The 12,667-nt window shown below is 59.7% G+C and carries 10 protein-coding genes; 5 read left to right on the top strand and 5 right to left on the bottom strand.

Features of this window, described 5'->3' with window-relative positions; all coding sequences use genetic code 11:
* Positions 1–2,010: 2,010 nt before the first annotated feature.
* Genes GA0004734_RS24725 through traC form a run of 4 tightly spaced genes read right to left on the bottom strand, consistent with a single transcriptional unit; the run spans position 2,011 to position 4,915 of the window.
* Positions 2,011–2,430, bottom strand: a complete 420-nt coding sequence (locus GA0004734_RS24725; protein ID WP_234899600.1) for a thermonuclease family protein — start codon at positions 2,428–2,430, stop codon at positions 2,011–2,013.
* Between the two features lie 44 nt (positions 2,431–2,474).
* On the bottom strand, positions 2,475–4,436 hold the full coding sequence (traG, locus tag GA0004734_RS24720; protein ID WP_080823883.1) for a Ti-type conjugative transfer system protein TraG: 1,962 nt from the start codon (positions 4,434–4,436) through the stop codon (positions 2,475–2,477).
* A complete protein-coding gene (locus GA0004734_RS24715; RefSeq protein WP_080823884.1) occupies positions 4,426–4,638 on the bottom strand; it encodes a type IV conjugative transfer system coupling protein TraD in 213 nt (70 codons plus the stop codon). The genes traG and GA0004734_RS24715 overlap by 11 nt, the downstream gene beginning before the upstream one ends.
* A gap of 4 nt (positions 4,639–4,642) precedes the next feature.
* The gene (gene traC, locus GA0004734_RS24710; protein WP_003501743.1) at positions 4,643–4,915 is read right to left on the bottom strand and encodes a conjugal transfer protein TraC; all 273 of its coding nucleotides are present in this window, start codon (positions 4,913–4,915) and stop codon (positions 4,643–4,645) included.
* 253 nt (positions 4,916–5,168) lie between these two features.
* Between traC and traA the strand changes: the two genes are divergently transcribed.
* From traA to traR, 5 genes are all read left to right on the top strand, one after another.
* On the top strand, positions 5,169–8,480 hold the full coding sequence (gene traA / locus GA0004734_RS24705; protein ID WP_080823885.1) for a Ti-type conjugative transfer relaxase TraA: 3,312 nt from the start codon (positions 5,169–5,171) through the stop codon (positions 8,478–8,480).
* The gene (gene traF, locus GA0004734_RS24700) at positions 8,477–9,031 is read left to right on the top strand and encodes a conjugative transfer signal peptidase TraF (protein ID WP_080823886.1); all 555 of its coding nucleotides are present in this window, start codon (positions 8,477–8,479) and stop codon (positions 9,029–9,031) included. Before traA ends, traF begins: the two co-directional genes overlap by 4 nt.
* A gap of 22 nt (positions 9,032–9,053) precedes the next feature.
* Complete coding sequence (locus GA0004734_RS24695; protein ID WP_234899609.1) at positions 9,054–10,190, top strand: conjugal transfer protein TraB; 1,137 nt, start codon at positions 9,054–9,056, stop codon at positions 10,188–10,190.
* Between the two features lie 13 nt (positions 10,191–10,203).
* A complete protein-coding gene (locus tag GA0004734_RS24690) occupies positions 10,204–10,818 on the top strand; it encodes a TraH family protein (protein ID WP_080823888.1) in 615 nt (204 codons plus the stop codon).
* A gap of 268 nt (positions 10,819–11,086) precedes the next feature.
* A complete protein-coding gene (gene traR / locus GA0004734_RS24685; protein WP_003501732.1) occupies positions 11,087–11,791 on the top strand; it encodes an autoinducer-binding transcriptional regulator TraR in 705 nt (234 codons plus the stop codon).
* 10 nt (positions 11,792–11,801) lie between these two features.
* Here traR and GA0004734_RS24680 read toward each other — a convergent pair whose 3' ends face one another.
* The gene (locus GA0004734_RS24680; protein ID WP_080823889.1) at positions 11,802–12,101 is read right to left on the bottom strand and encodes a transcriptional repressor TraM; all 300 of its coding nucleotides are present in this window, start codon (positions 12,099–12,101) and stop codon (positions 11,802–11,804) included.
* Positions 12,102–12,667 lie beyond the last annotated feature (566 nt).

Here is a 12,667-nt window from a genome sequence, read left to right as displayed (position 1 = left end):
GAGGGTTGCCTGTGTGTTTGCGCATTTCGTTGAAAACGATGCCATCCAGTGCCCAGAACCTGGACTCAGCGTCAACATCGTCAGCGAATGCCGCTGCCATCAGATGCGGCTCGATGATTGGCCACAAGCCCATTTCGTGAAAGACTTCATCGGTTCCGAACTGCACGAGCGTCTTTATCTCGCCCGCCTCGCCCAGCATCCGGATGTAAAGTGCGACCTTTCTGTATTCCCATCGCTTCCGGATCGAACCTGCGAGAACATCCTTAAGCGCCACGCGGGCGGTGTGAGCTTTGACATCGCCCAGTTCCTGGAGCCGGCTACGGCCCACGAGTCTCGCCGCATCGTGGGCCTTGAGCGCATCACTTCCGAACGTCTGCACCAAACCTGCTGTCCGCAGGCGCCGGAGGCTGGCGGCAAGTTCTGTCGGGTTCGTGCCGAACACGGCGTTGGCGTAAGCCGCAACCTCGTCACGGGACAATGCAATGTCGCTCAGGCTGAGAATTGCCAGCAGACGGCCTGCCGTCTCTGGAAGAGCGTCGATTACGTGAGCAAGAATGAATTCTTGCGCCGTCTCGACTGTGTGGACAAGACCTGCCAGCTTGTTGCAGAATTCTGCGAGCGATCCCGCATGTTCTGTTCTCGCGATCTCGACGGCGTTCTGAATGTAGAGCGGCAGTCCTCCAGTCTGGTCGAGCAGCATCTGGCAGGATGCCGGATCTGCGACACACGAATTTGATGCAGCTTCCGCCGCGATCGTATCCACCGACCAACCTACAAGCGTTTCTTCGCCGATCTGAAGGAGCGCGGCGAGTTCCTGTGTGTTCCGGCCGGGCTGGCCAAGAAGAACAAAACCGAACCCCTTTGCCGCGCGAATGCATGCCGCCACATCAGCCGCCGGCGGCTTGTGTGCATTGTCAAAAACGATCGTGACGGGCTCGTCGGCTGTCTGCTCCCTTCCGATCGACTGAAGGATCTCCGCGCCGGACGCGCCGGGCAGAAGCACCTCACCCAGGCCTCCGCTCTCCTGATAGATTCGGGCGGCAACTTCTCGTGCAAGCCCCGCAGCCAGGCCTCCCCCTGGAATGTCCTGCGCGTCGAAATAGATGAATGTGCCTGCCGTATGCAGGGCCGCATTCGCTGCCCACGATGTTTTGCCCGAACCGGAATATCCCGTAATCATTCTGATCGGTCCATGCCCCGTCAGAGATGGCTCGTCTTCCTGCTCGCGGTATGGGCTCGGAGGGGCTGGAAAGTCCTGAAGCTGGATCACCAACTGCTCGAAGAGTTTCGGCAGCTCGGTGGAGCGGAACTGGTGATCGGTTCTTGGTGGCTGGCCTGCCGCTGCGAGCGTGACGACTCCGGCAAGCTTCCACATCAGCGTGTCAGGTGTCAGAACCGCAAATGGCAGCCGTTCGGCCAAGGCTCTGACATGGTCGGCCATGTCGATCACATTCGGCCTTGGCCAGGGGAGCACATTGTCGGACCGGGATCGCCCGTCCGGCCACTCGATCGTGACATCAGCTGGCCAGCCCGGGTCGTTCATCTGTTCGATCAGCGAAGGTCGCGGTGGTGCGCTGCTTGCAATGACAAAACGCGCGGATCCGGCGCGCGTGCCGTCCTCATGCAGGGCACGATAGGAAGCAAAGCGATCCATCGCATCCGAAATATCCGACCAGCCCAGGATATCCGCGCGGAGCTTAACTTGCACATAGATGTGGCCTGTGTCGGACAGGATCTCCAGATCCTCATCGCTCTCGACCAGCACAGACGAAACCTTGAACTCGGCGGCGCGCAGAAGAACCGCTGCAACATAAAGATGCTGATACAAAAAACCGCGATGCGTCGCTTCGATGCGGCCGAGCTGGACCGCGTCGACAACAGTTGGGCCCGTTTCTCCATTACGTTTCGTCATGTGCTTCCCCCCGTTGCCACGCCGCCTCAAACCAGTAGCGCATATGCCGGGTCTCGGACAGCAGGACTATCGCCAAGGGCCAAATGGGGCGACCGACTTTAACCTTCGGTTCGCTCGCACCAGCTTTGCCGCGGCCCTCCCCATGGGCGGGCTAGGCCTTCATCGATCAAGATATCGCCGATGGACCGTCCTGCCCTTGTGACAAGGCGAAGTCTTCGTCCGTATTGATCCTCATCCCGGTCTACCGTCGCTAATGAAAAACTGCCTTGATTGAGAAGTGATAGAAGACGCTGCTTGGCTGCTTCACCATTCTCCCGTTCGTAAGGGCAACGGGGCGGGCTCAGTTCAGGCGCGTCGATATCCGCGATCCTGATTTTCTGGCGCTGAAACCAGAACGTATCTCCGTCGACCACGCAGCTCACGCGTCGCCCTTCTCCGCAAATCGTGAAGGTGGCAGACATGCTGTCTGAAGAGCGCGTCTGCGCTTCACCCCGCGCGGCGATCGTTCCGAAGATCATCGCCAAGGTAACCGCGAACACAGCATTGGTTACGTTCCTGGTCATTACTCTTGATCTGCCTGGCGTTGATCGAACACCCCATGCGGCAAAGCAGCCGGACGATGGAAAGGGTTTTGCATTACACAGGTTTTCATATCGTTCCGCCGAAACCAGATCGCCCGACCGCACCGCAATGGCGCATTGCCGGCAGTGAATACGATCTGCTCGTCGGCGCGCATTCTCAAGACCTCGTGCGGCTGGATGAGAGGCCGTGATGCGAGTTGCTTCGAACGCGTCCGCGATGAGCCGCGCGACTGAAAACTGCGGCTGACCTGGTCAATCTCGACCGTGGTCGTGCCGCAGCGACGCGAAATGTAATCGGCCGTCTCGGGGTCGTTGATCGCTGCAAACGAGATCCAGCTGGCGCTCTCGAACCACTTGCTTGACGCATCGCGTCCGCCATATGTTTCGCGCAGCTGGCCAATCGACTGGTAGATCATGGTGAGGGTGATACCGTATTTCCGGCCGGCATCGCGGGCCGTTTCAAGCACCCGCATGTAGCCGAGCCTTGCGGCCTCATCAAGGAGGAACAATGTTCGGCTCTTCATAGCACCATTGCGGTTGTAGATAGCGTTGAGGAACGAGCCGATCACAACGCGTGCCAGGCCGGCATGCGTCTCCAAGGTCTTGAGGTCGATGTTTATGAAGACGTCCGTATCGCCGTTCGCCAGAGCATCGGTTGAAAAGTTGGAGCCGGACACTAACGCGCCGAAATTCGTGTAGCTCAGCCAGTGCGTCTCTTTGATCGCGTTCGCATAAACGCCAGAGAAGGTTTCAGGTGTCATGTTCACGAATGCCGCGACATTCTCCTTCACGAAGTCGGAGGCGGAATTGTCGTAAATCTCCTGCAGCCGGGCACGCAGCTTCGGCTCCGGCTCGGACAGGTTGGCTCTGACCTGCCGCAATGTCTGGTCCTTTTCATCCGTATGACCGGAGAGGCAGACGTCGGCGATCATCGCCGTCAACAGTTGGAGACCGGATGCACGGAAAAAATCATCGCGAACACCTGTCGCGCGGCCGCTATCACTCATGATCCAGGATGCGACAGCCGCAATATCCTCTTCCCGGGTGCCGCCGTGGCGGCCGATCCAATCAAGTGCGTTGAATCCGGAACCGGCAATCTTCGGGTCGAGCACGATCACGCGCCGACCTGACTTGCGCCGGTGATCCATGACCATCGGCGCCACCTCGTTCGACGGGTCGAGCACGACAAGTGAGCCGCCCCATTTGAGCGCGGTCGGCACAGTCACCGAAGTGGTCTTGAAGCCACCAGACCCGGCAAACACGATCCCGTGCGACGAACCAAAGGAACCGTCGAAGCACAGAAGAGGCGCCGACCCGCCTCTGCCCCAGGTGGCCGGCTCGGCCGCACGGAAAGAGACGGCGGCCGGACTATCGCGGTCAACGCGATATCGTTCGCCGATGACGATGCCACCCGTTTCAGGAAGCAGTTTTTCCGCTTCCTGCATCGACATCCAGTCAGCCTCCCCATGGAGCGCGCGTCTCCCCCGAATGCGCTTCGGTTCGCTCCGCGCAAAAGCGGCGTTCCCCATTCTGACGACGCGCAGCGCAAAGAATGTTGCGAGGATCGCAAGCCCCCCGCCCAGGACTGTCGACGGGTCCGCATAGGACATCGCTGACTGTCCTGCGGGCACCTGACTTGCAAAGCTCAGCAGCCGCGCTCCCTCCCTGAACGCCCCGACAAGAACGACGCCCAGCCCCCCGGTGGCCACGCTCCATCCTGCGGTCCTGATGTCGATCGATCCCCTCGCTCCGAACAAGAAGATGACACCGCAAGCAGCCGCGAGCGCATAAGGTAGCGCAAGTCCGATCCGGCCAAGCATTACCTGCCCCTCGCTGGTCGTGCCGAAACCCGCAACCCAGTGCTCGATACCTGGTACTGCGAAGACAACAGCAAGCATCGCGACGGCGGGAGCGGCGGCGAGGAAGATCTTTTTAGGCGTCATCAGTGAAAGCCTTTGCTCCGATCTCCGTCAGGCGAGACCGCTCCCCCTCGTCCGCCTTGATCCGTTGGCCAGCGTCGATCAACAGGCCAAGCAGAAGCGCTCTCTTCTCGTATCGCAAGCCCGCCTTGACGATCAGTCCGCCAAGCTCGATCTTCTCCCGCGCGTCTTTTTTTCGGGCTTCGACTGTGGTCATCCGCTGCATCCGTTCAGCCCTCAGAAGACTGGCCCGCAGCATCGCCAGTGCCGTTCGGCGGCGTGGCGGGACCTTTTCGCCCGTGAGCGGATTTCGTCTCGCGCCGAAACCGCGCCGCTACCTCTTCGAGCGCTGCAACAAGCTCCCCCTCCTCGACCTCGATCTCGCCAAGGCCCGCGCGCAAGGCGATACGGCCGATGCGTTCGGCGTCGCGCGTTTCTGCCAGCTTGAGCTGCTCCTGCAGGCGCGCGATTTCTTCACGGATTTTCGCTGTAGGCTTTTTCATAGGCGTTCGCTTCCTCTCAACTGCTGGTCTGATGAGGCCGAAGCCTGCACCAAGTCTTCTTCCGCTGGAAAGGTGCAATTTTGCACCTCGCCAAAGCGTCAGCTTTTGGCGAATGATCCCGCCGTTCCGAAGGAGCGGATCAAAGGGCGCAATTATACGTCGCTGCCGCGACGTGCTGTTGAAGATGCCCCGGCGGGGCCGCGCCTCTGAGAGAACGCCTTGATTTTACTCGCGATAAAAAGGACTTCGCGCCGTGGCCGTTCCGCATTTCTCAGTCAGCATCGTCGCACGCGGCTCGGGCCGCAGTGCCGTGCTGTCGGCGGCTTATCGGCACTGCGCCAAGATGGAGTTCGAGCGCGAAGCACGGACGATCGACTACACCCGCAAGCTTGGCCTCATCCACGAGGAGTTCGTCATTCCCGAGGATGCTCCAGCATGGGTGCGGGCGATGATTGCGGACCGATCGATATCGGGCGCCTCCGAAGTGTTCTGGAACAAGGTCGAGGCTTTTGAGAAACGTGCTGATGCGCAGCTCGCCAAGGACGTCACGATCGCTCTCCCGATCGAACTTACCGCGGACCAGAACATCGCCCTTGTCCGCGATTTCGTCGAACGGCATGTCACCGCCAAGGGCATGGTCGCCGACTGGGTTTTCCACGACGCGCCCGGCAATCCGCATATCCACCTGATGACAACACTGCGGCCCCTGACGGAAGATGGTTTCGGAGCTAAAAAGGTGGCGGTTATCGGGCCGGATGGCAAGCCGGTTCGAAACGACGCCGGCAAGATCGTTTACGAACTTTGGGCCGGCAGTGCCGACGATTTCAACGTGTTTCGGGACGGATGGTTCGCCTGCCATAACCGGCATCTGGCGCTTGCCGGAATGGACATCCGCATAGACGGGCGCTCCTTCGAAAAGCAGGGTATCGAGCTCACGCCGACGATTCATCTCGGCGTCGGAACCAAAGCGATCGAACGGAAAGCGCAGGATGCCAAGATCGGCCTTGCCTTGGAACGGCTTGAGCTGCAGGAGGAGCGGCGGGCGCAGAACGCCCGGCGGATTCAACGCCATCCAGAGATCGTGCTCGACCTGGTCACACGAGAAAAAAGCGTCTTCGACGAACGCGATATCGCCAAGATCCTCTATCGCTATATCGACGATGTCGCGCTTTTTCAAACCCTGATGGTGCGGATCCTGCAAAGCCCGCAGACGCTCCGGCTGGATCGCGAGCGCATGGACCTCGTGACGGGTGTGAAAGCACCGGCAAAATACACGACGCGCGAGCTGATCCGGATCGAAGCCGAGATGGCAAACCGGGCGATCTGGCTGTCGCAGCGCTCGTCTCACCGCGTCAGGGACCTGGTTCTCAAGTCCGTCTTCGCCCGCCATGAGCGCCTGTCGGACGAGCAGAGAACAGCGATCGAGCATGTGGCAGGACACGAGAGGATCGCGGCTGTGATCGGTCGCGCAGGTGCGGGCAAGACGACGATGATGAAGGCGGCCCGCGAGGCCTGGGAAAGCGCCGGTTATCGCGTCGTCGGCGGTGCCCTCGCCGGAAAGGCGGCCGAAGGACTTTCGAGCGAAGCGGGGATTGCCTCGCGCACCTTATCGTCCTGGCAATTGCGCTGGAGCCAAGGTCGCAGCCAACTCGACGACAGAACCGTCTTCGTCCTCGACGAGGCCGGAATGGTTTCGTCCCGGCAGATGGCGCTCTTCGTTGAAGTTGCAACAAAGGCCGGCGCGAAGCTTGTCCTGGTCGGAGATCCAGAACAGCTCCAGCCGATCGAAGCGGGTGCGGCCTTCCGCGCGATCGCCGACCGCATCGGTTACGCCGAACTGGAGACCATCTATCGCCAGCGCGAGCGATGGATGCGCGACGCGTCACTCGATCTCGCCCGAGGCAGGGTCGGAAAAGCGGTCGATGCCTATCGCGCCAATGGAAAGCTGATGGGCTCAGAGCTGAAGACGGATGCCGTCATCAATTTGATCTCCGACTGGAGCCGCGATTACGATCCGACCAAGTCTTCACTAATCCTTGCCCATCTGCGTCGCGATATCCGGATGCTGAACCAGCTGGCACGGGGGAAACTGGTCGACAGGGGGATTATTGATATCGGCCACTCGTTCAAAACTGCGGACGGGAACCGAAATTTTGCCGCCGGTGATCAGGTCGTATTCCTCAAGAATGAGGGTTCGCTTGGCGTCAAGAATGGCATGTTGGCGAAAGTCGTGGATGCCGCCCCGGGTCGCCTCGTCGTGCAGATCGGTGGTGCTGGAAACCCTCGGCTGGTCACCGTCGAGCAGCGCTTCTACAACAACATCGATCATGGCTATGCCACGACCGTCCACAAAAGCCAGGGCGCCACCGTCGATCACGTCAAGGTGCTAGCTTCCCTCTCGCTTGATCGTCATCTGACCTATGTGGCGATGACGCGCCACCGCGAGGATCTCGCAGTCTATTATGGGCGGAGATCCTTCGCCAAGGCTGGCGGTCTCGTGCCGATCCTGTCCCGCTCCAATGCGAAGGAAACGACGCTGGACTATGCCGCTGGCCGGTTCTACGCCCAGGCGCTTCGCTTTGCCGAAGCCCGCGGTCTCCACCTCGTCAATATCGCCCGCACGATCGCGCACGACCAGCTCCGATGGACCATTCGCCAATCGTCGAGGCTCGCCGAGCTTGGCGTTCGTCTTGCTGCTGTGGCCGCCAAACTCGGTTTGGGGACAACAAAGCTCGACCCATCCACCTCAGCCGCGATCAAGGAGGGAAAGCCCATGGTGTCCGGTACGACGATCTTCCCGCATTCGATCGGTCAGGCGATCGAAGACAAGCTTTCAGCCGACCCTGCCCTGAAGGCGGATTGGCAAGAGGTCTCCGCGCGCTTCCATCATATCTATGCCGACCCGCAGGCAGCGTTCAAAGCAGTCAACGTCGACGCCATGCTGGTCGATGGGGCCGCCGCGAAGGCAACGATCATCAAGATCGCCGAGCAGCCTGAAAGCTTCGGATCGCTGAAAGGAAAGACCGGCTTGTTTGCCGGCCGCGCCGATCGACAGGCGCGAGACAACGCCCTCATCAATGCTCCCGCGCTTGCCCGCGATCTTGAGAGTTTTATTTCAAAGCGGTCGGAAGCCGCAACCCGATACGAAGCCGAGGAACGGGCTCTTCGCAGCAAGCTCTCGCTCGATATTCCTGCCTTGTCTGCCTCGGCGCACCAGGTTCTCGAGCGGGTGCGCGATGCAATCGATCGAAACGACCTGCCAGCCGGCCTCGAATACGCCCTTGCCGATAAAATGGTAAAAGCTGAACTGGAAGGGTTCGCCAAGATCGTGGCGGAGCGCTTTGGGGAGCGAGCCTTCCTTCCTCTTGCTGCCAAGACCGCTGACGGAAAAGCGTTCAAATCTTTGTCCGTGGGGATGCAGCAAGCGCAAAAGAGCGAGCTTAGATCAGCCTGGGACACAATGCGGACGGTTCAGCAACTCGCCGCCCACGAGCGATCGGCCGTCGCCTTGAAGCATGCGGAAACGCTTCGCCAGACCCAGTCAAAGGGGCTGTCGCTGAAATGATCGAAACCACGACTTACCAACGTCAACAACGTGGGGCTCTCCTCCTCCTTGCTGCGTTCGCGGGCTTCATACTCATCGTGTCTGTGGGCGGGCTCGCCGGCCGGCTGCGGGTTAACACCACGCCAAGCGAGCCGCTTGGAATCTGGCGAATCGTGTTGCTTGATCGTGCCGCTCAGGTCGGCGACACCGTATTCGTTTGCCTTCCCACAACCGCAACCGTCATGGACGGGAAGACCAGAGGCTATCTGCGACCAGGGCTATGTCCGGGTGGCTTCGGCCCGCTGATCAAAACCATCATAGCTGTTGGCGGCCAGCAGGTTGATGTCGCCTCCGGCGTGAGCGTGGATGGACGCGTCATTCCCTCGTCGCGACCTCTAGCCCGCGACGGTCGAGGCCGTCCGCTACGACCGTATGAAGGCGGCGTGGTTCCGGCCCGCTCGATCTTTCTCCATTCGGCTTTCTCAGGGTCCTGGGACTCGCGATATTTCGGGCCGATTCCCGAAGAGGGCATTCTCGGTCTGGCGAGCGAGGTGCTGACCTTTGCGCCATGAATGCCAGCTCGCTCTCGCCCTCATCGTTGCGTCAGGAGCTGTCGGTTTCATCGCCTGGAGCGGCCAGGCCTCGGCACTTCCTTTGTCAGCGGCCTTTCCGCTAATCTGGTCATTGGCGCCAAGACGGCATTGCGCGGCAGCTGTATCCACAGCCTACTTCCTCGCCGCATCGCGCGGACTGCCACAGGGCGTCGCCGCATTCTACCAGTCGGATCTCTGGCCGGGTTTGATCCTTTGGATTGCCGCTTCCACCGGGTTCGTGTTTGTCCATACAGTCGTGTGGACGCCACACGCTGGGTGGCGGAGGGCCCTACGGTACTTCGCGGCCATATTGCTGATGGCTGTGCCCCCTTTCGGCATCGTCGGATGGGCCCATCCGATCACGGCCGCAGGCATCCTGTTCCCCGGGTGGGGCTGGGGCGGGCTTGTGTCAATGGCGGCCGGCCTCGTGATTATGTCGACACGATGCTGGCCAGCTGCGGCCTTCGCCTTCGCAGGCCTATGGCTTGGACCGGCTGCATTGGCGACAGACCGGGAAGATTGGCCCAAAAGCTGGCAAGCAGTCGACCTGCAGCTCGGTAGCAGTCTCGGCCGGGATGGAAGTCTTTCTCGCCATCGTGATCTCGCCGCGACAGTCTTCGATCAACACGTTTCCGGCCGTTCCATCGTGGTGTTGCCCGAGAGCGCACTAGGCTTATGGACATCCTCGGTGGATCGTTTGTGGCGCCAGCAGCTATCGGGAACCGGCCTTACAGTCGTCGCAGGCGCAGCGATGATCAACGCCGAAGGATACGACAATATCCTCGTACGGATCTCGGCCGAGAGCAGCGAAATTCTCTATCGTGAGCGAATGCCGGTCCCAGGCTCGATGTGGCAGCCGTGGCTTCCGCTGATCGGCAAAGGCAGCGGCGCCCGGGCACATTTCTTCGCAAATCCGGTGGCCGAGGTGCTCGGATATCGGGTTGCACCGCTCATTTGCTACGAGCAGCTGATCGTTTGGCCCGTTCTCCAGTCGATGTTGCACGATCCCGACCTCATAGTCGCGGTCGGAAACGGATGGTGGACCAAGGGGACAAGTATCGTCTCAATCCAACGCGCCAGCGCTGAGGCTTGGGCTCGCTTGTTCGGCAAGCCGCTCGTGATGTCTTTCAACACGTGATTTGGAGCAAACCATGGATGCCGGTTTCATCGATACGTGTGCGGATCCTGCCCTCCCCCCGGCGATTGTCGAGCAGTTTGTGGCGGCTGTCGGGAGCGACGATCCACTTGCTATCACCGTCAAAGAGAACGGCCGTCTCGTACTGATACCGAGGCCTCGCTCGGCGGACGAGGCGCTCGAAGTCGTGAAGGAATATGTGGGTCATGCAGTCGTGCGGGTCGGCCTGACGCAGTTTCCGGCGGGGATCGGAGCAAGCGATGCGTCGCAACTAAGGGCGATCATCTTCGACACCTGCGAGAACCTTCGGACCGGCACGGCCATGTTTGCAAAAATTGCCCGGATCGTTACCAAATGGTATGGGCACCCGACCAACACGGAACTTCTACCGCAAATGCTGGATGACGCCATCTATGCCTGGAGGACCGGCAGTTTTGAAGGGAGCAATGTGTTCAGGGCAGATGACCCTGGCGGTCCTACCTTCTTCGAAGCAATCCCCAAAACCGGCCGCCCGCCGGACGAGCCTGAGTCCGATCCTGGTGGTCAGACAGCTGCGTCGACATCCAACCCCGCTAGCGCGGCCGACGCTGGGATCAGAATTGACCTGTCGCGAATCGGCGGACAGAAATAATCGCATATCCGGCGTTCTGGGACGGCCAATAGACCAGCTGCTCGTGGCAGATAAGCGTATAGAATTTCGCCTAGCAGGACGCCATTTTAAATCTTTGCAATCGTACATTCTCGCGCTACAACCGTCTCATTGTATCTGATAATCGGTCACTCAATGCAACTTGCGATGCGCCGCCTGGTCGCTCATCACTGTTAGCGCGCGCTGCAAGCCAGCGCTTCGCGGTCGGGCGAAGTGGGGTTGCAGTGCTAAAAATACAGTGAGGTTGTCGATGGCCCATTGGCTCGAAAGACTATTGGACATTACTGCGATCGCTCGAGATCAAAGTACCCTCGAAGCGGCACTCTCGCAGCTTGCCGATCGGTTCGACTTCTCCGGATATGCGTTCGTCAACCTCCGACCCGGTCATTCTTTTGCAGTTTCAAACTATCAGGCGGAATGGCAAGAGCGATATTACCAGGAAAATTTCAGGCACCTGGACCCGGTCGTGCGCCAGGCCCAGAAATGGCGTCGCGCGTTCGCGTGGTCCGGAGAATCAGAAAAGGCCTCGCTGAGCAAAGAGGAGCGGCGATTTTTCGCAGATGCGAGCGAATATGATATCCGGTCCGGCGTCTCGATCCCGGTGGCGACACCCAACGGTGCGATTTCAATGCTCACTTTTGCGTCTTCCAAGGCCAACCTGTCTACTGAGAACGACATTGATGCGATAGTGGCCGCTTCAGCGGTAGCGCAATTACACGCTCGTATTGACCAGCTTAAAGTGCAGCCCTCGATCGAGGAAACTGTCTACCTTAGCCCGAAAGAGGCCACTTACGTCCGGTGGCTTGAACAGGGTAAAACGGTTGAAGACGCGGCAGATATCGAGAACGTCAAGTACAACACCGTTCGGATAGCCCTGGCGGACGCGCGGCGACGTTACGATCTGTGCAATAACACGCAACTGGTTGCCTTGGCGATACGCCGTGGGTTGATTTGATCAGGTGCGGTCAGACTTTCGGTGTCCGACCGAGGATCTTCAAGAGTGTCGTCAGAGCGGACATCTGGGCGTGCATTTCGATGGCCGCTGCGAAATAGTCAATCTGAGCCGCGTCATTCCCGTCGATGCCGCCTTGCGCGTTAGTCGGTAAGTTCTGAAACAGTATCTCAGCCTTTTCCACCAGATCACGGTGCTTTTTGATCGCTTCGACGGTTAGTCCCTCTATTATCCGTTCAGGTACACCTGCCAGCAACCCGACGAGTGGACGAAGGTCTACGTCTTCAATCGTGCCATTTTCCTCTTTGGACATGGCTCCTCCCAAACGAATGCGCGGTACGCCCCCGCATTGTTCCTGACCCCTGGCGATCGGGGAGTTAGTAACCGAGCATGTGCCGGCCCATGGACCTTTAGTTCCGAGGAACCTGGACATGAGTCCATGGCTCCCCGACCATAGGTCGAGGAATTCGACGTCCTAACGGCGGACGCCAAACCGACATGCTCGGGTTACTAAGCCCGCGAGATAGCGCGTACTACCTCGAGAGGGCTTATAGCGCTTGCGGCTCTACCACGCCACTACAGAATTGCAACGGATGAACTCTCACTGGCAGCGAGTGGTAAACTTTGCCAACAGATCGCGAAGGCTGCGACCAGACATTCCGGGAAAACGTGGATCAGACCAGCGAAGACGAGGGGAGCCATCCCGGTTAGTGTCATCCTACGAGGAACTCGCCGAAGAAAGCGAAACGACACGAGGCCGGGCCGATTGCTGCCAGATGATGGAGGATCGGCCGCAAGGCTCGGTTTCACGGAAGGATGTGAAATGGTATCGGTGCTATTAGCGCAAGATGATAGCGACCGCGACGATTTCGGGACGGA

The organism is Rhizobium sp. 9140 (genome assembly GCF_900067135.1).
Lineage (GTDB): Bacteria > Pseudomonadota > Alphaproteobacteria > Rhizobiales > Rhizobiaceae > Ferranicluibacter.
This window is presented reverse-complemented; position numbering and strand designations above follow the sequence as displayed.